Genomic DNA, 26,345 nt, shown 5'->3' on the forward strand with positions numbered 1-26,345 from the left:
CACTTGATTCGAGATGAATGCCTTGCCATTGACCGTGTGGGTCGGATCGATGCGGTACGTCTTTGCGCCCGACCGCAACGTGATCGTGGGCTACGGCGAGCGGTGCGACATCCGTCTGGACCGGCTCGGCCCTATCGACCCGAACGCGGTCCCGAATTTGGTGCTGCGGTTTAACGGCACCCATTGGGTGGCCATCGACCGCAGCAACAACGGCATCTTCGTCGATGGTGCACGGATGTCGACGGTCGATATCCGCAACGGCCAATCGATTGCGATCGGCGATCCTGCGCGAGGCCCACGACTGACCTTCCAGCTCGCCGCTCCCGTCGGCCCGGGGGAAGCGGCCACAAAGCAAATGCGGGTACCCCAACGCCCGCAACCGCCGCTCGAACGAGCAACCAGGCCAATGCCGTTGCCACAATCCGCACCTGCAGCCCCAGCAGAGGACGCGCCGCCACAGAGCCGGGGTCTGGTCGATTGGATGGCGATAGCAACGAAACAGCTGCATATCGGTCGCCCTGGCACCGGCGCCGGCGAACCAGCACCACCGACCACCAGTCGGTTACCGCTCAAGCCCGGCGCGCGCACGATCGGTGTGGCCGCATATGAGCTGGGGCTGACCACCGGTGGACACGACCTGCTTTCGAGTGTGTCGTTCACCGCGCGCCCGGGCTCATTGGTCGCGGTCATCGGGCCGTCGCCGGCGCGCAACTCCGCCTTGGTCGGGCTGCTTGGCGGCACCCGGCCGCTGAGCTCCGGTGTGCTGACCGTGGACGGCCACGATGTGCACGCTGAGCCCGAGTCGACCCGATCCCGCATCGGGGTAATAGCGCGTGACGACCGCGTGCACGCGGGCCTCACCGTCGAACAGGCCGTCGGGTACGCCGCCGAGATGCGGCTGCCCCCAAACACTTCGCCGGACGATCGCCACCGGGTGATCAACCAGGTTCTCGACGAACTCGAGCTGACACCGCATCGCAAGACCCGGGTGGCCAAACTGCCCCCCGAGATGCGTCGGTGTGCATCCATGGCGATCGAACTGGTCACCAGGCCGTCGTTGCTGGTTGTCGACGAGCCGAGCGCGGGCCTGACGCCGGCGCAGGAACACCACGTCATGGCGTTACTGCGCCGCCAGGCCGACCTCGGCTGCGTTGTGGTGGCGGCTACGGCGTCACTGTCGCAGTTGAACCTGTGCGACCAGGTGTTGCTGCTCACCCCGGCCGGCACGCTGGCCTACGCCGGGCCGCCCGCGCAGATCGAGTCCGCGATGGGCACCAGCAATTGGGCCGACATCTTCGCACAGATCAGCACCCATCCGGTCGGTGCCCATCGGGCGTTCCTAACTCGGCAGCAGGCGTCGGTTTCCACGACGCCACCGGCGGTCGCCGCACCTGACCGAGCTCCTGCCGAACTCACCTTCTGGCAACAGATCCGCTTGGTGACCCGTCGTCAGGCCCGCCTGCTAGTAGCCCACCGCGGCTACTTCGTCGTTCTGCTGCTGCTGCCATTCGCGATGGGGGCATTGGCGCTGCTGATTCCCGGCAGTTCCGGCTGGGCAAAGGCAAACCCATCGGGCAAGAACCCGCACGAAGCCGTCGAGATCCTGGCGCTGCTCAACATCGGCGCAGTGCTGATGGGCACCGCGCTGACCATCCGCGACCTCGTTGGCGAGCGCCGGATCTTCCGGCGCGAGTACTCCGTCGGACTGTCGACATCGGCCTACCTGGCGGGCAAGATCATCGTCTTCAGCGTGGCCGCGGCCGTCCAGGCGGCCATCCTCACCGCCATCGTCGTCGTCGTCAAAGGCAGACCCGTGCAAGGCGCTGTCCTGCTCCACGACCCCGCGCTCGAGCTTTACGTGGCGGTGACTACCACAACCATCGTTTCGGCGATCGTTGGGCTGGCGCTGTCCTTGCTAGGAAACTCGCTGCGGGAAGTCCTGCCACTGGTGGTGCCGGTGATCCTGGCGTCGCTGCTGTTCGCCGGAGGTCTGGTCTCGCTCGTAGGCACCTGGGGCTACGACCAGATTTCGTGGCTCGTTCCCGCCCAATGGGGCTTTGCGGCAACGGCTTCCACCGTCGATCTGCGCCGCGTCGACACGCTGGCCGCGCACAACCAGGTGTGGACCCACTATGTGGGCTGGTGGATGTTCGACATGTTCGTGCTCATCGTGTTTGGCGCGATGTGCGCCGCGTTTGTCCGATACCGACTGGGCCAGACCGCCACATCGCGAACAACGGGAACTGCGTGACCGCAACGGTTGAGAAACCGTTACAGATACCGCCTGACGCGGCTGCAGTACTCGACGTACTCCTGGCCGTATCGCTGCCGCATGAATTCCTCCTCGCGCAACACCTGCCGGTTGAACAGCCAGGTACCGCCCGCCAGATACGCGAGGGGAATCCAATTGGGAAACACCAAGAACTGACCCACAAGGAACAGGAAAAACCCGACGTAGATCGGATTGCGGCTCACCGCGAATATGCCCGTCGTCACCAGCCCACCGGGATGTTCGGTGTCAATGCCAACCCGGAAGCTGTTGCCGAACGCCACCAGGCTGAGCACCAGGACCACAATTCCACCCAGGCACAGTCCCACCCCGAGCCAAGCGATGAGTGCGGATCGGAAGAACCTCTGGCTGCTTACCAGGGGCCAACCGAAAGCGGCGGCGAACACCGTATAGAAGTAGAACAACGCCACCGGCGGTATCAAGAAATCGGTCTTGTCGAGTTCCCCGAAATGCATTGCCCGTATACCGGTTTTGCGCAGTACCACGAGCCTTCCCAACACCGTGCCCAGCAGAAGCACGATCGTGAGTGCGGCCAGAATCTGCGGCATCGCTGTCCTGTTCGGTCACTTCGGCTCAGGCTCGTTGTCCGCGACATTACCGACTTGCCCGCGCTACTGCCACGGCGGCGAGCCTCGGGCTACGGTCGGGAGTATGGCGCCAGACACCACAACCACTGCCGAACATCTGCGCAACGCGCTGGACGGGCGTTGGCGCGATGTGAAGAACCAGACGCGGGCCAAGCTCAACCACGAAGCATTCCGCCCGCACTACACCCCGAACACCGTTATCGCCCGCGCCAAAGTGGCGGAGCAAATGCAAATCATGGCGGCCGCCGGCGTTTCCGATGAAGGATTCCGCAAAGAGCACGGCGGCACCGGTGACGTCGGCGCGGCCATCACGATGATCGAAATGCTGGCGATGTCGGATCTGTCCCTGATGGTCAAAGCCGGGGTGCAATGGGGCCTGTTCGGCGGTGCCGTGGAGAACCTGGGTACCGAACGCCATGGGGCGTACGTGAAGAAGATCATCACCCTCGAGCTGCTCGGTTGTTTTGCCATGACCGAGACCGGACACGGCAGCGACGTGCAGTCCTTGGAGACGACGGCAACCTACGACGCCGAAACCGAAGAGTTCATCATCGACTCCCCCACCCCGACGGCCCGCAAGGACTACATCGGCGGTGCCGCCGAGACCGCAACCATTGCAGCGGTTTTCGCGCAGCTCATTACCACCAAAGATGGCAAGCCGGTGAACCACGGCGTGCACTGCGTCTTGGTGCCGATCCGCGACGCCGACGGCAATGATCTGCCAGGTGTCACCACATCGGACTGCCACTACAAGGGTGGACTGCCCGGTGTCGACAATGGCCGCATCATGTTCGATCACGTGCGCGTGCCGCGGGTGAACCTGCTGAACAAATACGGTGACGTTGCCGCGGACGGCGCCTACAGCTCGCCGATCGACAACCCGAACCGCCGGTTCTTCACCATGATCGGCACGCTGATCCGAGGCCGGGTCACCGTCGGCGGCAGCGCCGGCGCCGCCGCTCGCGTGGCTTTGGACATCGCCACTCGATATGCGTTGCAGCGCAGGCAATTCAGCGCACCCGACGACGGGGACGAGGTGCTCATCATCGACTACCTGGCGCACCAGCGGCGGCTGTTCCCGTTGATTGCCAGGTCTTACGCGCTGCAGTTCGCGCAGAACGAGCTGGTGTCCAAGACCCACGACCTACAGACGTCCGACGTGGTGGATGCCGAGGAACAGCGTGAGCTGGAAGCTCGTGCCGCCGGGCTGAAGGCCGCCAACACCTGGCACGCCAGTCGTGCCATTCAGGAGGCCCGAGAGGCGTGCGGTGGCGCGGGATACATGGCAGAGAACCGGCTGATCGCGTTGCGCGCCGACACCGATGTGTTCACCACGTTCGAGGGCGACAACCACGTGCTGACACAGCTGGTGGCCAAGGAGCTGCTGACCGCCTACGCCGACGACATCCGCAGCATGAGCCCAGTCGAATGGGTTCGTTTCGCCGCCAACGCCGTCGGTAACCGCGTGATGAAACGCACTGCGGCAGAAACGATTATGCAGACCATCGTGGACTCCCGGCAAGACAGCGAGGAAGAGGGCAGCCTGTTCAACCGCGGCACCCAGGTCAAGATGTTCGAGGACCGCGAGGAATACCTGATTTCGTCGGTCGCCCGGCGGCTGCAGGCCAAATCCAAAGAGATGTCGTCATTCGACGCGTTCAACGCGGTGCAGGATCACGTGCTGCACGCGGCTGCGGCGCACATCGACCGGGTGGTGCTGGAAGCCTTTGTCGCCGGGATCGAGTCGTGCCCAGACCGGGAGGCACGTGAGCTGTTGGGCGTCGTATGCGACCTCTACGCGTTGTCCGTGATCGAGGAAGACAAGGCCTGGTACATCGAGCACCGGTACCTGTCGACCGAGCGGGCCAAGGCAGTCACCCGCGGCATCAACGATCGGTGCCGGGTTTTGCGTCCGCACGCCAAGACGCTGGTCGATGGGTTCGGTATCCCGGAGCCGTTGCGTTACGCCGAGATGCTGCACCCAGAAAATCTCTCCGAGTGAACCCCGGCGCCGGCTGGTCGGCGTACGTACACCTTCCAGGTCAGCGCGGCAGCGGCAGCGTAGAAAGCCATGAAGATCAAGAACGCCGACGTCCCGGTGCCCGTGCTGACGTAGGACTCCCGCAGCGCCAAGTTGATTCCGACGCCGCCCAGCGCGCCGAAGGCCGCCACGAACCCGATGGCTACCCCTGAGATGACTCGTGACCAATCGCGGCGTTCGGCCTCCCCAGCCTCCGGGCCGAGATCCAGGGAACGGCTGCACGACTCGAAAATCGTGGGGATCATTTTGTAGACGGATCCGTTGCCCAGCCCGGACAAGATGAACAGCACGATGAAGCAGACGAAGTAGCCGACGATGGCCGCGCCGGCAACCGAACCGGTCTGCAGGCCATGGTGGTGGCGGTCCTCGAGAGAACTCGCGGCGATCAGCAGGCCGGCGGCAAGGGCCATGGCGACGAAGACCATCAGGGTGAGGCGGCTGCCGCCGATCCGGTCGGCCAATCGGCCACCGTAGACCCGGGCCAGCGCCGCCAATAGCGGCCCGACGAAAGCCAGTTCGGCGGCATGTAGCGCCGCCTGTCCCGCACTTTGTCCACTAGCGATGAAGTTGGTCTGCAATACCTGGCCAAATGCGAAAGAAAACCCGATGAACGAGCCGAAGGTGCCGAGGTAGAGCAGCGAGAGCAGCCAGGTGTCCCGGTTAGAAAGGACCGCGGTGATGATCGGCCGGAGCCGCTTCGCATCGACCCGGTGCTGCTCGACATTGTTCATCCACAATGCCGCTCCGATCGCGGCGATCGCCAGCAGCACCGCGTACAGTCCACAAACCAAGTAGGGCTTCCCGTCGCCCGCAGTAGCGATGACCAGCAGCCCAACCAACTGGATCACCGGCACACCGAGATTGCCTATGCCACCGGCAATTCCAAGTGCGGAGCCTTTGAGCCGATGCGGATAAAAGGCGTTGGCGTTGCTCATCGAAGCCGCGAAATTGCCGCCACCGAGTCCGGTCAGCGCCGCGCATACCAGATACGGCCACAGCGGCAGACCTGGATGGGCCAACAACGCAATGGCGCCAATGATGGGAATTAACAACACGACTGCCGAGAACATCGCCCAGTTGCGACCGCCGAAGATCGCGGTGGCCAATGAATACGGCATCCGCAGGCACGCCCCAACCAGGGTTGCGGTGGTGCCGAGTAGAAACTTGTCACCCGCCGAAAACCCGTAGACGTGCTGCGGCATGAACAACTCCATCACCGGCCACAGCGTCCACACCGAGTAACCGAGGTGCACCGTTACGACCGACCAGAGCAGATTGCGCCGGGCGATGGTCTTGTTACCCGCCTCCCACGCCGCCAGATCCTCGGGGTCCCAACGCGAGATGTGTCGGGAGCCGGAGCGGCGCTTAGTCAAAACCTGGGCTTCGGTAGGTACAGCTCTCACGTCGTGCCCGGGACTGCGCGGCGACTCCTCGCGTTGCAGCAGCAACTGCTGGTCCATCACCCTCCTTACTCCCCGGCCTAGTCCTGGGCCGTCCTCAAGCTGCGTCGACCTTCCAGAGTGCCAGTCTTGCGAGCGCGGAGCATTCCGTGCGTCGCCTGAAACTCCTGTAGAAGTCCTGTAGAACTGCTGTAGAGAACGTGCACCAGGCGGCGGAGCAATATACCCGAGATCGCTGGAAGTTGGTGTGCGCGAACGCTACTGATGCGGAATCGTGTCGAGCGCTTTCAGCTTACCGTCTGGTCCGATCCGAAATCGAACGGTGCCAACGCCGCTGGGACAGCAGGGCCGATCGCCGGCAGTCTGCCATCGGTACTGGACCGTCACGGTGTCATCTCCGGGAGGCAGCACAGTTATGTAGGGCTTCGGGTTGGGAGTTGGTGAACCTAGCGGGGTGTTGTGGTCAAAGAACAACAGCTGCTGGGGAGTCGCCTCGTCGGCAATGGTCGGAATGATCTGCACCCAGTACAAGCGGCATTTTCTGGTATGGCCGCGCCCGATTTCGGCCCAGGCCGAACCGGGTACCACGATCGGAACCCCGGCGATGGCCTTCCCCACGGTGGCGGGAGACGGCCCGTCAGAGTCCTTGCAGGCGTTCGGCGGCGCCGGTCGCGGTGTCGGGGGCTTCGAGCCGCAACCGGCGGCCGCCAGGCCCAAAATCACCAGAATCGCACTCAGCCGACGACGCACGCCGCGAGCTTAGCGAAGACTGTGAATCTTCCCCAGGTTTCGTCATAAGCCCAGGTGTAGGGCCTAGAGCAGGCCACGGCGCGGGTACTGTTGGGCCCAGACCCAGTTGGTCGTTCTCAACGGCGCACTGCCGCGCCCGGAGCCGTCGCGGGAAGTCCGTAAAACGGCTGAAACCTCGGATATCTCGTCCTGAAACATCCTTGTCGCACGATTCAGCGCAAACGATTGAGCACCCGAGAAAGGACGTAAGCGTGGCTACGCAGCCCGGTCAGCATGCCGTGCACTCGATGTGCGCGTACTGCGGTGTGGGCTGCGGAATGGTGCTGCAGATCACAACCGACCCCGAAAGCGGCCGTCGTCACATCACCAAATCGACTGGGGACAACAGCCATCCGGCCAACTTCGGCCGGTTGTGCACCAAGGGCACGACCACCGTAGACCTTTTCGGCGCACCGGGCAGGGCGGAGTCGGCACACCTGCGGTCCGACCGCGGTGAACCCCTCCAACCAATCGATACCGATGACGCCATTACCCTATGCGCCAAACGGTTACGAGCGATCATCGATGAACACGGCCCAGATGCGGTAGCCATCTACGTGTCGGGGCAGATCTCCATCGAGGCCCAGTACCTGGCGAACAAGCTGGCCAAGGGGTTTGTCGGCACCAACCAAATCGAGTCGAATTCGCGGTTGTGCATGGCGGGTGCCAGTTCGGGCTACACACTGTCGCTGGGCGCCGACGGACCACCAGGCTCATACCAGGACATCGATCATGCCGACGTCTTCTTCGTCATCGGCGCGAATATGGCTGACTGCCACCCGATTCTGTTCCTGCGGATGATGGACCGCGTCAAGGCGGGCGCCAAACTGATCGTCGTCGACCCGCGCCGCACCGCGACGGCTGACAAGGCTGACCTGTTCCTACAGATTGCCCCCGGGACCGATCTGGCACTGCTCAACGGATTACTGCAGCAGATCGTCCAAAACGGGCACACCGACGCCGAGTTCATCGCCGAATTCACCGAGGGCTGGGAGGTGATGCCGAGCTTCCTGCGACAATTCACCCCCGCCAGGGTCAGCGAAATCACAAGTATTCCTGAGGAACACATCCGCACGGCGGCACGCTGGATCGGCGAAGCCGCGAACTGGATGAGCATCTGGACGATGGGCATCAACCAGAGCACCCACGGCACCTGGAACACCAACGCGATCTGCAACCTGCACCTGGCCACCGGCGCGATCTGTAAGCTCGGCAGCGGTCCGTTCTCCCTGACCGGTCAGCCAAACGCTATGGGCGGACGCGAAATGGGTTACATGGGACCGGGTCTGCCGGGTCAGCGGTCGGTGACTTGCGCCCAAGACCGCGAGTTCGTGGAGGAACAGTGGGGCATTCCCCACGGATCGTTGCGCAGCGACGTCAGCGCCGGCGTGATCGACATGTTTTCCCGAATGGCCGACGGCCAGATCAAGGCGTGCTGGATCATCTGCACCAATCCCGTTGCCACCGTTGCTAATCGGAAGACCGTGATCGCCGGCCTGGAGCAGGCCGAACTGGTGATCGCCCAGGACGCATTCCTAGAGACCGAGACCAACGAGTACGCCGACGTTCTGCTGCCCGCAGCGCTCTGGACCGAATCCGACGGGGTGATGGTCAATTCCGAGCGCAACCTGACCCTGTTCGAGCAAGCCGTCGATCCGGCAGGACAAGCGCTTCACGACTGGCAGCTCATTGCCCGGGTCGCTTGTGAGATGGGCTTTTCGGACTCCTTCGGATACGAGTCCGCTGAGGATGTTTTCGAAGAGATCAAACGGTTCTGGAATCCCACGACCGGCTACGACCTGCGCGGGGTCAGCTACGAGCGGCTGCGGCAGACACCACTGCAGTGGCCATGCCCACCCGGGGACGCGGCGGACCGTCACCCAATCCGCTATCTGAATGACGGTGTCAGCCAGACTCAGTTGGTCCGCGAGGACGGCCACGTGCCCCGGTTGGCGTTCCCGACCGCGACTGGGCGCGCGGTGTTCTTCGCCCGCCCGCACCTGCCGCCCGCGGAGATGCCGGACGCCGACTACCCGTTCTTGCTCAATACCGGCCGGCTGCCCCACCAATGGCACACCATGACCAAGACCGGCAAGGTGGCCAGGCTCAACAAACTGAACCCCGGACCGTTTGTCGAGATTCATCCCGAGGACGCCGACGCGTTACAAATCGCCGACGGCGACCGCGTCGAGATCGCTTCCCGGCGTGGCCGTGCCGTATTGCCGGCCGCAATCAGCGACCGGGTACGCCCCGGCAACTGTTTTGCACCCTTCCACTGGAACGACGTCTTCGGCGAATATCTCTCGATCAACGCCGTCACCAGCGACGCCGTCGACCCGGTGTCGCGGCAGCCGGAATACAAGGCGTGCGCGGTCACCGTGACGAAGGTCCCCGTTCCGCCGGAGACCGCCGCACCAGACCCGGGAGTGGCCGAAGACAGCCCCGAAATTCGGGGGATCAATGTGTCTCAGGTCGACGCAGTGGCCGAAATTCTCGGCCTGGCCAACGAACCAATGCCGCAGTTCGGTCCGCTCGGCCGTGCCTACCTGGCCGGGGTGATCGCCGGGCTGCGTTCGGAGGCCGGTCGCCGCACGGCGGGCGTGCCCACCCTGCCGCTGAGCGCCCCGTTCGATTCCAACACTCGCCTGTGGGTGGACGGTCTGCTCGCCGGGATGTTCTCGCGCGCCGAGCCACCACCCTCACTGGCGGCACCGATAGCCACCGAAACCACCGCGGCAGCGCCCCATCGGGCGCCGATCGTGGTGTTGTGGGCCTCCCAGACCGGAAATGCCGAAGAACTCGCCGCCGGGATCGCCGCAAAGCTTCGCGGGGCCCGGTTGCCTGTCGCATTGCACGGTATGGACGACTTCGGCGTTGCCGACCTGCCTACCGCGCACGAGCTCCTGCTGATCACCAGCACCACCGGGGACGGCGACCCCCCGGACAACGGCGTCGGCTTCTGGCGAGCGCTATCGGACGACAGCGCACCACATCTGCACGACACGCGCTATGCCGTTCTCGCGTTGGGCGACTCCAACTACAACGACTTCTGCGGTCATGGACGCAGGCTCGACCAACGCCTTGCCGAGCTGGGAGCGACCCGCCTAGCCGGCCGCGTCGACTGCGAACCCGATTACGAGGACGCGGCAGCGGGATGGCTCGACACGGTCTTGCAAGCGCTGACCCGACCCGGCGCACCGACCGGTGATGACCGCGCCCTACCGCCCTCGGCTCTGGTGGCACCAGCGCGCCTTGCCTGCGCACCGCAGACGTACACAAGGAAACGCCCCCTGGTCACCAGCCTCGTCCGTAACACCACGCTCAGCCGACCACGGTCAGCAAAAGACGTGCGGCAGTTGGTGTTTCATTTACCGGAGGGAACCGTCAGCTACGAAGCCGGTGACTCTCTCGGGGTGTGGCCGCGCAATAACGACGGGCTCGTCGATGAATGGCTGACCGTGACCGGGTTGGACGGCCACACCGAGGTGGAGATTGCCGGCCACGGCTCGATGACTTCAATGTCACTACGCGACGCTCTTCTAGAGCGACTTGAGATCGCCCACATCAGCCCCGACCTGCTGCGGTTTGTACGGCAGCGTACTCACGACGCCGCGTCCGCCGCTGAACTTGCCGAGTTGATGAAGCCGGAAAACAAAGCGGCACTGGCTGATTGGTCATGGGGCCGCCAGTCGATCGACCTGCTCGCTAGTGCGCCGGTCACCGCGCGTGTCGACGAATGGCTCACGGTGCTCAAACCGCTACAGCCACGGCTGTATTCGATCTCGTCCAGCCCTAAGGAAAACCCCGGAGAAGTGCACCTGACCGTGTCGCCGGTGCGGTACAACTTTCGCGGTGTACCGCGGCGCGGGGTGTGCTCGACCTATTTGGCGGACCGCTCTCCACGCGATCAGATCGCGCTGTACGTAAGGACATGCAGAAACTTCCGCGTGCCCAGCGATCCGCACACGCCGATGATCATGATCGGGCCGGGAACCGGGATCGCACCCTTCCGCGGCTTCCTACAGGAGCGACGCGCGCTCGGCCACACCGCACCCAACTGGCTGTTCTTCGGCGAACAACATGCCGCCACCGACTTCTACTACCGCGACGAGATCGAGGCGATGCATGCCGACGGGTTGCTCACCGAACTGGATCTGGCGTTCTCCCGGGATCAGCGCGAGAAGGTTTACGTGCAGCACCTGATGCGCAAGCGGGGTGCCCAGTTGTGGCAATGGTTGCAGGAGGGAGCGCAGTTGTACGTCTGCGGCAACGCCAACCCGATGGCCAAGGACGTCGATCGCGCGCTGTGCGAGATCGTGGCCGAACACGGGCGCCTGGACGTTGACGAGGCCACGGCATACATAGAGGCGCTCAGCGCAGACAAGCGCTATCACCGCGACGTCTACTAAGACGTCTACTGCGGGGAACTTGTAATACGGCGGAAACATCGCATGTCGGCCAGTTGAAACATGCCGGTCGCACCATCGAGCCATGACTCGGGAATGCCCGCTGCGGTGTAGTCAGGCGTCGGCACCTGACCACATCGCCTGGGCAGGGCTGCCCGTCAACCTGGACTTGGCATTCTCCCCCGAGCAGCGCGACAAGGTCTACGCGCAGCACATGATGCGCAAACGCTGGTCCCAACTGCGGCAGTGGTCCCGCAACGTGGCACCGCTGTGCGTCTGTGAGATCGCGTTCCACGCGCAACAGCTCGACCCGGACGCGGCCAATTCCGTCTCCGGTCGTTAAGCGCGGGTTCATCTCGATCAGCGCTACCGTGACGTGACGCGCGAAGTCACGGACGGAGGTTCTAAAGATGGGCGATGCCTGCGTGCCACGGTTTCCGGCCGCACTGTCCACACCAAGCCTCAATCGCGGGGTTGGGTTTACTCATGAGGAGCGGCGACGGCTCGGGCTCACCGGCCGGCTGCCGTCGGCGGTGCTCACCCTCGAGCAGCAAGCCGATCGGGTGTGGCATCAATTGCAAAGCCTCGCAACAGATTTAGGACGCAATCTGCTTCTCGAGCAATTGCACTACCGCCATGAACTGTTGTACTTCAAAGTGCTCACCGAGCATCTGCCGGAACTGATGCCGGTGGTGTACACGCCCACCGTTGGCGAGGCAATCCAGCGCTTCTCCGACGAATACCGCGGGCAACGCGGTTTGTTCCTGAGCATCGACGAACCCGGCGACATCGGCCCAGCGTTCGAAACGCTCGGGCAAGGACCCGACGACATCGACCTGATCGTCTGCACCGACGCCGAAGCGATCCTGGGTATCGGCGACTGGGGCGTGGGTGGCATCCAGATCGCGGTGGGCAAGTTGGCGCTGTACACGGCCGGCGGCGGCATCGATCCGCGCCGTTGTCTGGCGGTGTCCCTGGATGTCGGCACGGATAACGAACAACTGCTGCAAGACCCGTTCTATCTCGGCAATCGTCATGCGCGCCGCCGCGGCGCCGAATACGACCAGTTCATCAAGCACTACATCGCGACCGCTCATCGGATGTTTCCGCGCGCGCTGTTGCATTTCGAGGACTTCGGGCCGGCCAACGCGCGGATGATCCTGCGGACATACGGTGCCGATTACTGCGTGTTCAACGATGACGTCCAGGGCACCGGCGCCGTGGTGGTGGCCGCCGTGGACGGCGGATCGGAGGTCACCGGTATTGCGTTGCGCGAGCAGCGGGTGGTTGTCTTCGGCGCCGGAACGGCGGGGATCGGGGTCGCCGATCAGATCCGAGACGCAATGGTCGCCGACGGCGCCGGCGTTGAGCAGGCGACCGCCCAGATCTGGGCGATCGACAAGCAGGGCCTGCTGTTCGACGACATGACCGACCTGCGCGATTTTCAGGTGCCCTACGCCAAGAGCCGCGCTCAGCTCGGCGTAGCGGCCGGGGATCGGGTCGGACTGCTCGACGCCATCAAGATGGCGGCGCCGACCATCCTGCTCGGGTGCTCGGCGGTGTCCGGTGCGTTCACCCAGGAGGTTGTCGAGGCGATGACGGCGTCCTGCGAACGACCGATGATCTTCCCGCTGTCCAACCCGACCTCGCGGATGGAGGCCATGCCGGCCGACGTCCTGTCGTGGTCCGACGGCAAGGCACTGCTTGCTACCGGCAGCCCCGCCGCGCCCGTCGAATACAACGGGACCACCTACACCACCGGCCAAGCCAACAATGTGTTGGTGTTCCCCGGCATTGGACTGGGCGTGATCGTCGCCGGCGCCCGGCTGCTCACCCAGGGCATGCTACACGCTGCAGCGAAAGCCATTGCACGCCAGGCTAATCCGGTGTGCACCGGCGATTCGCTATTGCCGGATGTCCAGGACTTGCGTGCCATCTCGAGCACGGTCGCGGAGGCCGTGTATCACGCCGCCGTGGCCGACGGGGTGGCCACCAGAACGCATGACGACGTCAGGCAGGCCATCCTCGACACCATGTGGCGGCCGACATACGACTAAATGCCGTTGCGATTGCAGTCATTCAACGGCGGCCGGTGTCGCGGCCTCGCGCTTGGCGATGCGACGCGGGAACCAGCGCCAACCGGCGACGAACACGCCCGCCAACGACACGGTGGCGATGAAAAACGCGATGCGGATGCCGTCGATGAAGTCTTCTTCCGCAATTTGCACGGGGTCGCGGTGCGGGATATGTTGCCGCGGTGCGATTGCGCTGACATGCGCTCGCGGGTTGGCATTATCGATGATGACCTCGGCGATGGCGTGTCGTTCGACCGGGTCGGGCACTACCGGCTCCAGATGAGGCTCGAGTGTGGCCGTTAGCCAAGCGGCGAGGACAGAGCCTAGGACGGCAAAACCAATCGTCGAGCCGATCGCGCGCTGGGCGCTCATGATGCCGGACGCCATGCCCGCACGTTCCGGGGGGACGGCGGTCATGGCGACGGTCGTGATCGGCGTCAGACACAACGCCACGCCCATGCCGCACAGGCCCAACCCGAGCAGAACCAAGCTCGAGCTCCGGTGCTCGCTGGCGATCAGCGTGAGCAGACCCAGCATCAACAGGCAGAGCCCCAGTAAGACGAGCATGCGTGCGCCAACCCGGGCAACCAGGGGCCCAACCAGAGGCGACAAGACGACCACGCCCGCGCTGAACGGGAGGATCATGAGGCCGGTCACGCTCGGGGTGTAGCCGCGCACGTTCTGCAGGAACTGAGTGGTGAGCAGCAGCATCCCGTAGACAGCGAAGAACACCGTGCAGATGGTTCCGATGGACAGTGCGTACGAGGTGTCGCGGAACAAGCTCAGATCCATCATCGGATCCGGCGATCTGCGTTCGAGCCACAAGAACAGGGCGCCGCCAACGGCCGCCACCAACAGCAGCCCGACGGTTTGCGTCGATGTCCAGCCGACCTGGGGGCCCTCGATGATCGCGTACACGAAAGCCCCCACGGTCACGATGAACAGCAGCTGCCCGGACAGGTCGAAGCGTCCCGACCGCTCGTTGCACGACTCCTTCACAAAGCCCACGGTCAGAAGAAGCACAACCACGCCCATGGGCACATTGACGTAGAAGATGCTGCGCCACCCCCACTGGTCGACCAGCAAACCGCCCAGCGTCGGGCCCGCCGTCGTGCCGACACTGGCAATGGCGGTCCAGATCCCAATTGCTTGGGCCTTCTGCTTGGCTTCCGGAAAGGCCGCGCTGACCAGGGCCAACGAGGTCACGCTGGCAGTCGCCGCGCCCAAGCCCTGCACGCCCCGGGCGGTGGCAAGCACCCCGATGGAGGGCGCCATGCCGCAGGCGATGGATCCCAGCGTGAACAAGGAAACCCCCGCGATGTACCAGCGACGGCGGCCGTAGCGGTCGGCCAGTGTCGCCGCCGACATGATGAAGACCGCCATGCCGAGGCTGTAGGCCGCCACCACCCACTGCAGGCCGTCCTCCCCCACGCCGAAGCTGTGCTGGATGTTCGGCAGCGCCACGTTCACTATCAGTGCGTCGAGAAAGATCATGAACAGGCCCAAGCCCGTAGCGACGAGGGTGAGGAGCTGCGTTCGGTTCATACGGGGCCCCAGTTCGCGGAGTATCAGTGGCGATCTGGGGATGAACTTTATGCGGCAGGGAGCGCGAGCAGTCGCAAAAGCGCCCAAATCAGGGGTGATTTGGGCGCTTTTGCGTCTGCTCGCGCTGGTCTCAGCCGCCCTCGGCGATGCGGCGCACCGCCCGCAGGAACACGTCGATCTCCTCGAAGGTGTTGTAGAACGCAAACGAGGGACGGACGGTGGCCTCCAAGCCATAGCGACGCAGAATCGGCTGAGCGCAGTGATGCCCGGCGCGCACCGCGATGCCTTCGGCGTTCAGCGCCTTGCCCACCTCGAGCGGCTCGTGTCCGGCCAGCACGAACGACAACACGCTGGCCTTCTCGTCCGCGGTACCGACGAGCCGAACACCCGGAATGTCCGCCAGCCGCGGGGTCGCATACTCCAACAACGCATGCTCGTAGGCGGCGATGCGCTCGATGCCCATCCGCTCGACATAACGCAGCGCCTCGCCGAGCCCGACGGCGTCGGCGATGTTTCCGGTCCCGGCCTCGAACTTGTTGGGCAGCCCTTGATACAGCGACCGCTCCAGCGTGACGTCGGCGATCATGTTGCCGCCGCCCTGCCACGGTGGGGTCTCGGCCAGAGCTTCCTCGGTCCCGTAGAGCACACCGATTCCGGTGGGGCCGTATATCTTGTGCCCGGAGAACGCGAAGAAATCAACGCCGAGCGCCGAAACATCGATCGGCAGATGCGGAATCGACTGCGCACCGTCGATCAGCACCCGCGCGCCGTAGCGGTGGCCCAGCTCGACGATCTTCTCGACCGGCGTCACCGTGCCCAGTGCGTTTGAAACGTGGGTCGCGGCAACTAGTTTCGTCTTCGGACCCAGCAGGTTCTCGAACTCCGACAACAGCAGGTTGCCCGCCTCGTCCACCGGCGCCACCTTCAGGATCGCACCCGTCTTTTGCGAAATCAGTTGCCATGGAACGATATTGGCGTGGTGCTCCAGGTGGGTGATGACGACCTCGTCGCCGGGTCCCAGGTGTTTGCCGCCCCACGCGTAGGCCACCAGGTTGATGGCCTCGGTGGTGCCGCGCACGAAGATGTTCTGTTCGGCCGCCGAAGCGCCGATGAACCGCCGCACGGTCTCGCGGGCCTCTTCGTAGGCATCGGTCGCCCGGGCCGCCAACTCATGCGCCGCGCGGTGGATATTGGAGTTCTCGTGGGCGTAGAAGTACGACAGCCGGTCGATCACCACCCGCGGCTTCTGGGTGGTCGCGGCGTTATCGAACCAGATCAGCGGCTTGCCGTTGACAGTTTCTTGCAGGATGGGGAAATCCGCGCGCACGGCCTCGACGTCGAAGACTTCGTGTTCGTCGGGCAGCTGCGGCACCGGCTCCGGTCGAGTCAGGAAGTAGTAGTTCGACTCGTCACCCACCGGCCCGGCCGGAGGCGCGCCGGACCAGTCCAGGTCACCTACCGACGGCGCCTCGGGTAGCCAGCCTGGCGTCGATCCTCGCGGCGCCACGGGCACGGTGGGGACAGACCCCGCCAGCACCCCGGGCACCGTCGGCACTATCCCGGAATTCGGTACCGCGAACGCCGTCAGATCCGCAATGCCGGGCGGCAGGAACGGATCGGCTACCGCCTCCGTCGTCTCGGCTGCCGACGGCGCCGCCGTTGCGTCCGGCACGTTTCCACGCGGAGCAACCGGCGCCGTCTGCGGCGGCGCTCCTTCGGGTCCCGGAGACGTCGGCGCCGGGAGATAGATGTCCGAGACCCCGATCAACGGAATCGGAGCCGGGAACGGATCAACCGCGCCGGCAGCCGCCTGGCCAGCCGAAGTGGCGGCCGTCGTGTCGGGCACGGTGCCGCGCGGCGCGACCTGCGTCGTCTGCGGTGGACTATCGGGCCCCGGCCGAATACCGGTCGCATACAACTGGTTGGCTAGCGCGGCGAGCTCCGCGGCGCTAATGGGAAGCTCACCTTCGGCGTCTACCGAACGGTACTCACTTGTACTCATGGAACTGGTCCACAGCGACGTCGTCGAGCACGGCAAGCGCGTCGTCAGTGAGGACCGCCAAAGACGTATAGAGAGTGACCAGATATGTCGCGATTGCCGACTGGTTGATACCGGTGAAACGCACCGAGAGCCCGGGCGCTTGTTCCCCGACCAGGCCCGGCTGGAACAGGCCCACCACTCCCTGGCGCTCCTCGCCCGTGCGCACCAGGATGACCTTGGTCTTGCCGTCCTTGACCGGCACCTTGTCCGACGGGATCAACGGAATGCCGCGCCACGTGATGAATTGCGCGCCGAACAAGCTCACCACCGGGGGCGGCACACCACGGTAGGTGGCTTCACGGCCGAACGCGGCAACACCCTGCGGGTGCGTCAGGAAGAAGCTGGGTGTCTTCCAGACCTTGGTGATCAGCGCGTCGAGATCGTCAGGCGTGGGTGCACCACCGAGCGTCTGGATGGTCTGCTCCGGGGTCGCCTGCGCCAGCAACCCGTACTCCGGGCTGTTGACCAGTTCGGACTCCTGGCGTTCCTTGATCGTCTCGATGGTCAGTCGCAGCTGCTGCGCGATCTGGTCGTGCGGGCTGGAGTACAGGTCAGACACCCTGGTGTGGATATCGAGGAGGGTCGAAATCGTCCGCAGCGTGTACTCACGCGGGCTCGTCTCGTAGTCGACGTAGGTCTCCGGCAGCGGCCCTTCGGTGCCGGCGCCCGCTTCGGCCTTGACCGCAACCTGCTCGGGGTTTACCACGCGGTTCACGCGGTAGATACCCGCTTCCACCGGCACCCAGCTCAGCAGATGCAGCAACCACCGCGGCGTGATCGTCGAGAGCTGCGGAACGGTCTTCGTAGCATTGGCAAGCTGCCTGGCGGCGAGATCGCCGAGTGCCTGAGACTCATTTTGAGCCGCCGTCATCATGGTCCTTCCATGGTGTTCCGGTAATGCAGTGGGCGTGGACTATGGGGCAGAGCCATTGTGCCCCACAATGATCGCTTGCGCGGTGCCGAGCGTATGTCACGGTGATGCTTGGGCAAAGAGTTTGGCCCGCGCGTGAGCCAAACTGCCGAAACTCGACCATGCCGTATAGTGGGGCCATGCAACAGGCCGTTCAGCCGCGCTTCATCCCCTCGCGCTGCCTTGCCGTGGACTGTTGTTGTTGATTTCCTGATCCCGTCTGACCCTGTAGTCCTCGCGCGCCGGTCGCCTCGCGGCCCGGTGCCGCGGGAATTCCAAATTTCAGGAAGATCAACCACCCATGACTGTGCTCTCCGTACCCAGCCGTGCCCTGGCGCCCGTCGCGACCCGTCGCCGCATCCAGGTGCGGCCGGTCACCAAGCTGACTCGCATGACGCGCTATCGAGGCGGCACCTATTCGCACACCGTCGACAAGATCGTGTTCGCCGACGGCACCACCGCGCGCACCGACCTGATCAGGCTCAACCCCAACCTGCAGGCCTACTCCCTCGACTTCACCGGCATCGCCCCGCACCAGCCGTCGCGCTACCGGCCAGGGACCTGGTCCGCACTACCACACCTGCTCACCCGCGACTGCGAGGCCGAAGTGGCGTGGATCCTGCGCCACTCCTTCCCCATGCGCTCCGCCGCCGAACTGAGCGGCCAGCTGCGCCGGGCCGGCTATCCACTGGGCCCGGCCAACATCAGCGAACACGAAGCCATCGCCGGAACACAGGCCGCGATCTGGTATCTCACCAACGGCATGTCCCTGGATACTCGGCCACTCAATGCGCCCGTCGCCGTCCACCGCGGGCCAGGCCCGGTGCTCACCTTCGAATTCGAGGGCCAACCACAGCTGGGCGGCTACTCCCTGTGGGCGACCGGGGACGCCGCTGTCACCATCAAGCTGCAGAAGTCGGTCGACGGCCGTGTCTGGCACGACATCTCCGGCTCACAACTGACCACACATGCCGGCAAAGGCCGCTACCAACGCGCTCTGGGCGTCGGCAGTACGCTGTCGACCAGCCGTCATGGCCACGGCGGATCCGGCTACCGCTACTACCGGCTGATCACCACCACACCCGACGCCACGACGGAGATCGACCATGTCGACTTCTGGCTGACCGGCACCCGCCACTACCGCAACGCCGACCGCGTCGTGCACCTCTACAACTACCTGCTCGCGGGGGCACACCAAGCCGTCCGCGCGACACCGGAACCCCGACTCATCGCCACCGACGCGACCGTCGAATCCGAACTCGTCGGACCGTTCCAGGTGCACGTCCCATTGGCGCTGACGGTCGGCGAAGGTCACGAGCTGGTCGATGCCGACGGCTTCCCAATCAACGACGTGGTTCAACCCGATACCGACTTTTACCTGCGTCGCGCCCCGGGTACATCGGCAATAACATTGACTGCAACCACTGCACACAGCATCGGCGGAAGAGTATTGACCGGGCTGGCGTTAGACGGGGCACCACAGCGGTACACACCGGTTGCCCTAGCCGTACCCACGGACGTGAGCATCGAATTCGACATCAGCTGGGACGAGGCCTGGGCCGACATTCTGAGAGAAGGCAGATGAGCATCGCGGACAACATCACGCAACTGATCGGAAACACGCCGCTGGTCCGGCTGCGCCGGGTTACCGACGGGGCTGTGGCCGACGTGGTCGCCAAGCTGGAGTCGTTCAACCCGGCGGGCAGCGTGAAAGACCGCATCGGGGTGGCCATGATCGACGCAGCCGAGAAAGCCGGCCTGATCACGCCGGACACGATCATCCTCGAGCCGACGAGTGGCAACACCGGCATCGCCCTGGCGATGGTGGCCGCCGCACGCGGCTACAAGTGCGTGCTGACCATGCCGGAAACGATGAGCACTGAGCGACGGATGCTGCTGCGGGCCTACGGCGCCGAGCTGATCCTCACTCCCGGTCCCGACGGCATGGCGGGTGCCATCGCGAAGGCCGAGGAACTGGCCAAAACCGACGATCGGTATTTCATCCCGCAGCAGTTCGAAAACCCGGCGAATCCGGCCGTCCACGCCGTCACCACCGCCGAGGAGGTGTGGAAAGACACCGACGGCAAGGTCGACATCTTCGTGTCCGGGATCGGCACCGGCGGCACTATCACCGGAGTCGCCCAGGTCATCAAGGAACGCAGACCATCGGCACAGTTCGTCGCCGTAGAGCCCGCCGCGTCGCCGGTGCTCTCCGGCGGCCAGAAGGGACCACATCCGATCCAGGGCATCGGCGCTGGCTTCATCCCGCCGGTGCTGGACCTGGGTTTGGTCGACGAAATCGTCACGGTCGAGAACGAAGACGCGCTCGAACTGGCCCGGCGGCTGGCCCGGGAAGAGGGTCTGCTGGTCGGCATTTCCTCGGGCGCGGCCGTATGGGCCGCCCTGCAGCTGGCCCGCCGGCCGGAGAACACCGGAAAGCTGATCGTCGTCGTGCTCCCCGACTTCGGCGAGCGGTATCTGAGCACTGTGCTATTCGCCGATCTGAGCGACTAGCCATGCTGGCGGATATCCGGCGCGACATACGGGCGGCGAGGGAGCGAGATCCGGCCCGACCCACCGTGCTGGAGGTCGTCTTCTGTTATCCCGGCGTGCACGCGGTATGGGGCCACCGGATCAGCCATTGGCTGTGGCTGCGGGGCGCCAGGCTGGCCGCGCGGGCGTTGGCGGAGCTCACCCGGGTGCTGACGGGAGTCGAGATCCACCCCGCTGCCGTGCTCGGTGCCGGCCTGTTCATCGACCACGCGACCGGCGTGGTGATCGGAGAAACCGCGGAGGTGGGCGACGACGTCACGCTCTTCCACGGCGTCACGCTGGGCGGCACCGGCCGAGAAACCGGGAAACGCCATCCCACCGTTGGAGACCGGGTGATCATCGGCGCCGGAGCCAAGATTCTCGGCCCAATCAAAGTCGGCGACGACAGTCGGATCGGCGCCAACGCCGTCGTGGTCAAGGAGGTTCCGTCAAGCGCTGTGGTCGTCGGGGTCCCCGGACAAATCGTCAGCCGCTCCAGCACCGCTCGCGAGGACGACTCGATGCTGCCCGATCTCGTGGGTGTCAGCCTGCAATCGCTGCTCACCAGGGTGGCCAGGCTGGAAGCCCAGGATGGCGGCTCACGCGGTGAACGCATCATCCGGCCACCGGAAGCCGGTGTCTGGCATGGCGAGGACTTTTCCATCTGAGGGGTTGTTGGAGAGGCTGTGAGCACTCTTGTGGTGGCGATGACTGCAACCATCGCAGCGTTGGCCGGAGCCACCGCGATCGGCGTCGCGGTCAATCGACGCTCGGGCGTATTGCGGGAAGCCGGTTTAGGGTGCGACCAGGACATGTCGGACCTTGGCTTATCCAGTACCGGGCCGACCGTCGTACATTTCACTGCCCAGTGGTGCGGTCCGTGTGACGCGGTGCGTCGCGTGGTCGACCAGGTGTGCGGCGATCTGACGGACGTGGCGCACGTGGAGATCGACATCGACGCCAACCCGGTGGCCGCCAAGCGCCTGTCGGTGCTTTCGCTGCCTACGACGTTCATCTTCGACGCCGAAGGGCAACAGCGATACCGCACCGCGGGTGTCCCGAAGGCAGCTGACCTGCACACGGTGTTGCGACCCCTAATTCCCGACAGGAGCAATTGATGGCGATCACTACCAACCAAGTCGACGTGCGGGGACCACGATTCGCCGCGTGGATTACCAGCACGGTTCTGGTGCTGACGTTGGCACTGTCAGCATTCAGCCAACCCGTCGCGGCGGCGATCCTGAGCGCCCAGGCAATCGTTTTCGCGATCAGCGCCGCGCGCGGGCCGCGTAATAGCCCTTACGGGCTGCTGTTCGCCAAACTCGTCGCACCGCGGCTGGGACCGGTGAAAGAGCGCGAATCGGTGGCACCGCTGAAGTTCGCCCAGGTGGTGGGGCTAATTTTCGCTGTCGTCGGGGCCGCTGGCTTCACCGCGGGAATCCAGCTCCTCGGCGTGGTGGCAACCGCGTTCGCGCTGATCGCCGCGTTCCTCAACGCCGCCTTCGGCATCTGCCTTGGCTGCCAGTTGTATCCGTTCGTCACGCGGCTGCGTCGCACACCAGCGCCGTAGCCGTCGAACAGCCAAGCAACCGAACCGGTCTCAGCACGTATCTGAGCGCGCGAATCTACGCGAAGTGGGTATCCCTTTTCACCGCAATAACTCTCACGAAACCGGCTCACGCCCGGGCACCCACACCAAGGGATTGGATAGGAAGTCCACGACAGCTGATCGAAGATCTACAAAACCAGCTACCACGTGGCTCTGGCGGCCACGAAAACACGCGTGATCTCGACACAGCCGTCGGGTGGCGCCGGTGCAACACCTATGCCGCCTTCCGGGAACTGATCTCAGCCAGCGAGCGTCGTCATGGTGATCTGCGGTACCGACGAACTAAGTCGTCCTCCCCGAACGTGCTCGTGTGCTGCAGGCCCACCTCGTCGCGGCCGAAAAATGTCCATTGCTTTGGACTTTTCTGCGGCCCGCTGATCAGCTTGACCGTGTAGCGCTCGTCGGTCGGTTGCATCGTGCCGATGATGTCACCGACGCGGATTTCTGAGGGATGAATCTGGGGTGCGTCCCACCAACTTTGTGCTGCCATGCCACCCATCCTCACCTCAGTTACCGGCCACACTACCCCGCCTACGCGTGGGCGTTTCTACGTTGAGTTTTTTCGTGCCTGTGCACTCATCCGACGAGTCGTGACAGTCGCCTGCCCGCTGCCAATTGCGTTGGCAACTTTGCGCTTTCGTGGATCCATGCGGCGACTTCCGCACTCCGCGGCAACGCCGTCGATATACCCGCTGCGGGGAGCGGCTCCCATCTTGACCGCGACGCGGGCCAAATCAATGATCGGCGACGACATGGCTTTGAATAGTCACGTACGAAGTATCACCGATCAGCCCCCACCCTACCCTCGTCGTCAACGCGAAGCGAAACGGCCAGCGAAAGGCTGAAGCTGTGACCGAAACACACTGCGGCGGCAGCGTTTTCGTAACGCGGAGCATTTCAGCCACCAAAACGACGCTGGTGGCGTAGTGTCAACGGTGAGCCGTTTCGTTGTCAGCGGTGGTCCGCCGCAAAACTGCGGGGATGATAGCCACGGGCAATGTGATTCCTCCGTCCGCCCGCACCCGTGGGGCGGTAGCCACCGAAGGTGAAGGAACCGCCCGTGAGTTGCGCAGCCGCAAGCGTTTCGCGACAACGAGACGGCTCAAGCCCGGCCTTCGGGCTCGACAGGCGTGCCAGCGTCATCATCTGGCGGCCCCGGTCCCAACCGCGATACCGCCGATGACGCGGCCGTTCGGAGGTCGGGGTCGCGTCAACTCCATTCGGCTATCGCTGGCATCCGAGTTCGGCCGCGACATCGATGGAGCATGGTGGCCCCGCGCCGACCGCATCACCAATGAATTGCCCGACCTTGTCGCGGTCTTGACTCCCCTGCTGGGAGACATCACATCGATCAACGTCAATTGGCCGCCGCTACAACGACCACCCGACTTCAACTGCCCGGGATGGGAACACAAACGCCAACACGTAATGACCGTTAGCGGTAGCGATGCTTGCGCAAATCTCCTGATCATCCCGTACGGCACCTACAGCACGCTCGCAGTCATGGTGCTGCGCCGGGCCGCAGACCTGCCCATCAAGCCCGCTGATCGCGATAAACCCGTGTTTCTGACCGCCGGATCGATTCTGCGGGCCGCCCAAGAACAACGCGCCTCCGGCTGTCTCTGACCCCAGCCAGGGCTTGAAGCTCCCCCGGAAGGACTCGAACCTTCAACCCTTCGGTTAACAGCCGAATGCTCTGCCAGTTGAGCTACAGGGGACTATCAAGTCGCGCGTCTGCTGGCGCAGATCGCGGGACGACTCTAGCGTACTGGCATACCCGCACCCAACTAGAGGGAACGCGCGATCGCCTCATCCCCTCGTTAGGGATGCCAGGCCACCTGGCCCAACGGGGATCGGGCGCGGCTCAATCCGCGCCCATGAGGCAGGATGGAATCAACTGCACTATTTGTCGGAGGGGACCGCTTTGATCGGGTATGTCGCCGTGCTTGGACTGGGTTACGTGTTGGGCGCGAAAGCTGGGCGCCGGCGCTACGAGCAGATCGCGGGCACGTACCGCGCGCTGACCAGCAGTCCTGCCGCGAGGTCGGTGATCGAAGGCGGGCGCCGCAAAATCGCGAATCGGATCTCACCCGATGCCGGGTTCGTGACCTTGACCGAAATCGACAACGAGACAGCCGTTGTTGAACGCCCCGTTGAATACCCGATCGAGCGGCGGTCGAAAGCGGCGCCGTAGCCTCAGGCACTCAGATCGTCGCCGCTGGCTTGCTCCAACAGGCTGCGCCGATACGCCTCCATGGCCACCAGGTCGCCGAACAGCGCGTGATACTCGTCGCTTTGTTCGATCGGCGACATGCGCTGCAGCTTGGACTTCACCTCGGCGATCTGGCGGCCGATCCACACCTCTTGCAATCGAGCCAGCACGCCCACGATGTAGCGCGGCAACTTTTCGTCGTCGTCAACCTTGATCGCTTCCACCCCGAGCTCGCTGATCAGCCCAACGGTCGCGGCCGACGTGGTCTGCTGACGGACCTTATCGATCCACTGCGCCCCGCTGACACCGGTCGAGGTACCTCCGGCGGCCTCGATGGCCGCGCGGACGGCCGCGTAGCCGGGGTGCGTGAAGCTCTCCACGGTCAGGGAGTCGAACACTGGGCCCGCCAACGCCGGGTATTGCAGCGCCGACTTGAGCGCCTCCCGCTGCGGCCGCAGGGTGGGATCGCGCGGATCGGGACGGGCGACGGTGGGCTCGGCCGGGGCCGCGTCAGGGGGCTGTGCGGCCCGTGCCTTCCAGCCGGGCCGGCTGGGATTCTTAGACCTCTTGGCTTCGCCGCGCGCCCGGTCGATGACCTGGGCGACATCGGCCCAACCGACCCAGCCGGCGAGCTGGCGGGCGTACTCGTCACGCAGCGTGGGGTCTTTTATCTGGCCCACCATCGGTACGCAGCGTCGCAGCGCGGCCACCCGGCCTTCGGCGCTGTCGAGGTCCATTTCGGCAATCGCGGTGCGAATGGCGAACTCGAACAACGGCGTTCGTCGCGCCACCAGGTCGCGCAGCGCACCGTCACCGGACTTCAGCCGCAAGTCGCAGGGATCCATGCCGTCCGGGGCTACCGCGACAAAGGACTGACCCGCCAGGTTCTGCTCGCCGTCGAGGGCCTTGAGAGCGGCAGCGCGTCCGGCCTCATCGCCATCGAAAACGTAGATCAATTCGCCGCGAAAGAAACTGTCGTCCATCATCAGCCGGCGCAGCATCGCCAGGTGCTCGTCGCCGAATGCGGTGCCGCATGACGCCACCGCGGTACTGACCCCGGCCAGATGCATCGCCATCACGTCGGTGTAGCCCTCGACGACCACTGCCTGATGTCCCTTGGCGATGTCGCGTTTGGCCAGGTCGATGCCGAACATCACCGCCGACTTCTTGTACAGCAGCGTCTCGGGCGTATTGATGTACTTGGCTTCCATCGGGTCGTCGTCGAACAACCGCCGGGCCCCGAAGCCGATCACCTCGCCGGCCGAGGTGCGGATGGGCCACAGCAACCGCCGATGAAACCGGTCCATCGGGCCGTGACGGCCCTGCCGGGACAGGCCCGCAGCTTCCAGCTCCTTAAACTCAAAACCCTTGCGCTGCAAATGCTTTGTTAACGAGTCCCAGCCCGACGGTGCGAAGCCGCAGCCGAAACGACGGGCGGCGTCGGCGTCGAAGCTGCGCTCGGTCAGGTATTGCCGGGCCGGTGCCGCCTCGTCGGACTCGAGCGCCTCCGCATAGAACGCTGCCGCAGCCGCGTTGGCGGCGATAAGCCTGCTGCGGCTGCCGCGATCGCGCTGCACGCTGGTGGCCGAGCCGGTGTAGTTGATCGTGTAGCCGATCCGGTCCGCGAGCACTTCGACTGCCTCCACGAAGCCGACGTGTTCGATCTTCTGGATGAACGCATACACGTCGCCGCCTTCGCCGCATCCGAAGCAGTGGAAGTGGCCGTGGTTGGGCCGCACGTGAAACGACGGTGATTTCTCGTTGTGAAACGGACACAAGCCCTTCAGCGAGTCGGCGCCGGCGCGCCGCAACTGGACGTAGTCGCCGACAACATCCTCGATTCGCGCCCCTTCGCGGATGGCGGCGATGTCGCGATCGGAAATTCTGGACCGACCTGGACTCGACATC

Annotated in this window: 20 protein-coding genes and 1 tRNA gene; 12 read left to right on the forward strand and 9 right to left on the reverse strand. The window is 64.6% G+C overall.

Annotated elements, in window-relative coordinates; all coding sequences use genetic code 11:
* Window positions 1-13 precede the first annotated feature (13 nt).
* A complete protein-coding gene (locus AADZ78_RS17510) occupies window positions 14-2,251 on the forward strand; it encodes an ATP-binding cassette domain-containing protein (RefSeq protein ID WP_239656704.1) in 2,238 nt (745 codons plus the stop codon).
* Between the two features lie 20 nt (window positions 2,252-2,271).
* Here the strand turns inward: AADZ78_RS17510 and AADZ78_RS17515 are convergent, their stop codons facing one another.
* The gene (locus AADZ78_RS17515) at window positions 2,272-2,838 is read right to left on the reverse strand and encodes a methyltransferase family protein (RefSeq protein ID WP_085250459.1); all 567 of its coding nucleotides are present in this window, start codon (window positions 2,836-2,838) and stop codon (window positions 2,272-2,274) included.
* A 103-nt stretch (window positions 2,839-2,941) separates the two neighbouring features.
* On the opposite strand from AADZ78_RS17515, the gene AADZ78_RS17520 reads away from it, so the two are divergent.
* Window positions 2,942-4,879, forward strand: coding sequence for an acyl-CoA dehydrogenase (locus AADZ78_RS17520; RefSeq protein WP_085250458.1), 1,938 nt, complete (start codon window positions 2,942-2,944; stop codon window positions 4,877-4,879).
* Here AADZ78_RS17520 and AADZ78_RS17525 read toward each other — a convergent pair.
* A complete protein-coding gene (locus tag AADZ78_RS17525) occupies window positions 4,840-6,378 on the reverse strand; it encodes a nitrate/nitrite transporter (protein ID WP_085250457.1) in 1,539 nt (512 codons plus the stop codon). The genes AADZ78_RS17520 and AADZ78_RS17525 overlap by 40 nt on opposite strands.
* Window positions 6,379-6,576: 198 nt before the next feature.
* Window positions 6,577-7,044, reverse strand: coding sequence for an LppP/LprE family lipoprotein (locus AADZ78_RS17530; RefSeq protein ID WP_085250477.1), 468 nt, complete (start codon window positions 7,042-7,044; stop codon window positions 6,577-6,579).
* Between the two features lie 311 nt (window positions 7,045-7,355).
* On the opposite strand from AADZ78_RS17530, the gene AADZ78_RS17535 reads away from it, so the two are divergent.
* From AADZ78_RS17535 to AADZ78_RS17545, 3 genes are all read left to right on the forward strand, one after another.
* On the forward strand, window positions 7,356-11,516 hold the full coding sequence (locus AADZ78_RS17535) for a bifunctional nitrate reductase/sulfite reductase flavoprotein subunit alpha (RefSeq protein WP_085250476.1): 4,161 nt from the start codon (window positions 7,356-7,358) through the stop codon (window positions 11,514-11,516).
* An 82-nt stretch (window positions 11,517-11,598) separates the two neighbouring features.
* Window positions 11,599-11,856, forward strand: coding sequence for a hypothetical protein (locus AADZ78_RS17540; protein ID WP_204081279.1), 258 nt, complete (start codon window positions 11,599-11,601; stop codon window positions 11,854-11,856).
* Between the two features lie 67 nt (window positions 11,857-11,923).
* Window positions 11,924-13,570: an NAD-dependent malic enzyme gene (locus AADZ78_RS17545; RefSeq protein ID WP_085250456.1), complete on the forward strand. Its 1,647-nt coding sequence runs from the start codon at window positions 11,924-11,926 to the stop codon at window positions 13,568-13,570.
* An 18-nt stretch (window positions 13,571-13,588) separates the two neighbouring features.
* Here AADZ78_RS17545 and AADZ78_RS17550 read toward each other — a convergent pair whose 3' ends face one another.
* From AADZ78_RS17550 to AADZ78_RS17560, 3 genes are all read right to left on the reverse strand, one after another.
* A complete protein-coding gene (locus tag AADZ78_RS17550) occupies window positions 13,589-15,133 on the reverse strand; it encodes a DHA2 family efflux MFS transporter permease subunit (protein WP_085250455.1) in 1,545 nt (514 codons plus the stop codon).
* Between the two features lie 130 nt (window positions 15,134-15,263).
* The gene (locus AADZ78_RS17555) at window positions 15,264-17,135 is read right to left on the reverse strand and encodes a family 2A encapsulin nanocompartment cargo protein cysteine desulfurase (protein WP_085250454.1); all 1,872 of its coding nucleotides are present in this window, start codon (window positions 17,133-17,135) and stop codon (window positions 15,264-15,266) included.
* Window positions 17,122-18,045, reverse strand: coding sequence for a family 2A encapsulin nanocompartment shell protein (locus tag AADZ78_RS17560; protein ID WP_085250474.1), 924 nt, complete (start codon window positions 18,043-18,045; stop codon window positions 17,122-17,124). The genes AADZ78_RS17555 and AADZ78_RS17560 overlap by 14 nt, the downstream gene beginning before the upstream one ends.
* Window positions 18,046-18,385: 340 nt before the next feature.
* Between AADZ78_RS17560 and AADZ78_RS17565 the strand changes: the two genes are divergently transcribed.
* The 5 genes from AADZ78_RS17565 to AADZ78_RS17585 are packed head-to-tail and all read left to right on the forward strand — an operon-like array spanning window position 18,386 to window position 22,186.
* Window positions 18,386-19,669 (forward strand): TQXA domain-containing protein, encoded by a 1,284-nt coding sequence (locus AADZ78_RS17565; RefSeq protein WP_085250453.1) that lies wholly within the window; start codon window positions 18,386-18,388, stop codon window positions 19,667-19,669.
* Window positions 19,666-20,598, forward strand: a complete 933-nt coding sequence (cysK, locus tag AADZ78_RS17570) for a cysteine synthase A (protein ID WP_085250452.1) — start codon at window positions 19,666-19,668, stop codon at window positions 20,596-20,598. Before AADZ78_RS17565 ends, cysK begins: the two co-directional genes overlap by 4 nt.
* 2 nt (window positions 20,599-20,600) lie before the next feature.
* On the forward strand, window positions 20,601-21,284 hold the full coding sequence (cysE, locus tag AADZ78_RS17575) for a serine O-acetyltransferase (RefSeq protein WP_085250451.1): 684 nt from the start codon (window positions 20,601-20,603) through the stop codon (window positions 21,282-21,284).
* Window positions 21,285-21,302: 18 nt separating this feature from the next.
* On the forward strand, window positions 21,303-21,734 hold the full coding sequence (locus AADZ78_RS17580) for a thioredoxin family protein (protein WP_085250450.1): 432 nt from the start codon (window positions 21,303-21,305) through the stop codon (window positions 21,732-21,734).
* Window positions 21,734-22,186, forward strand: coding sequence for a DUF4395 domain-containing protein (locus AADZ78_RS17585; protein ID WP_085250449.1), 453 nt, complete (start codon window positions 21,734-21,736; stop codon window positions 22,184-22,186). Before AADZ78_RS17580 ends, AADZ78_RS17585 begins: the two co-directional genes overlap by 1 nt.
* A 295-nt stretch (window positions 22,187-22,481) precedes the next feature.
* Here the strand turns inward: AADZ78_RS17585 and AADZ78_RS17590 are convergent, their stop codons facing one another.
* Window positions 22,482-22,715, reverse strand: coding sequence for a hypothetical protein (locus AADZ78_RS17590; protein ID WP_085250473.1), 234 nt, complete (start codon window positions 22,713-22,715; stop codon window positions 22,482-22,484).
* A gap of 689 nt (window positions 22,716-23,404) precedes the next feature.
* Between AADZ78_RS17590 and AADZ78_RS17595 the strand changes: the two genes are divergently transcribed.
* Window positions 23,405-23,851 (forward strand): DUF5994 family protein, encoded by a 447-nt coding sequence (locus tag AADZ78_RS17595; RefSeq protein WP_085250472.1) that lies wholly within the window; start codon window positions 23,405-23,407, stop codon window positions 23,849-23,851.
* Between the two features lie 19 nt (window positions 23,852-23,870).
* On the opposite strand, the gene AADZ78_RS17600 is transcribed toward AADZ78_RS17595, so the two are convergent.
* A tRNA-Asn gene (locus AADZ78_RS17600) sits at window positions 23,871-23,943 on the reverse strand.
* A 206-nt stretch (window positions 23,944-24,149) separates the two neighbouring features.
* Between AADZ78_RS17600 and AADZ78_RS17605 the strand changes: the two genes are divergently transcribed.
* Complete coding sequence (locus AADZ78_RS17605) at window positions 24,150-24,419, forward strand: hypothetical protein (RefSeq protein ID WP_085250448.1); 270 nt, start codon at window positions 24,150-24,152, stop codon at window positions 24,417-24,419.
* Window positions 24,420-24,421: 2 nt separating this feature from the next.
* Here the strand turns inward: AADZ78_RS17605 and dnaG are convergent, their stop codons facing one another.
* Window positions 24,422-26,344: a DNA primase gene (dnaG, locus tag AADZ78_RS17610; RefSeq protein WP_085250447.1), complete on the reverse strand. Its 1,923-nt coding sequence runs from the start codon at window positions 26,342-26,344 to the stop codon at window positions 24,422-24,424.
* Window position 26,345: the final 1 nt, after the last annotated feature.

This window comes from Mycobacterium riyadhense (genome assembly GCF_963853645.1).
GTDB classification, from domain to species: domain Bacteria; phylum Actinomycetota; class Actinomycetes; order Mycobacteriales; family Mycobacteriaceae; genus Mycobacterium; species Mycobacterium riyadhense.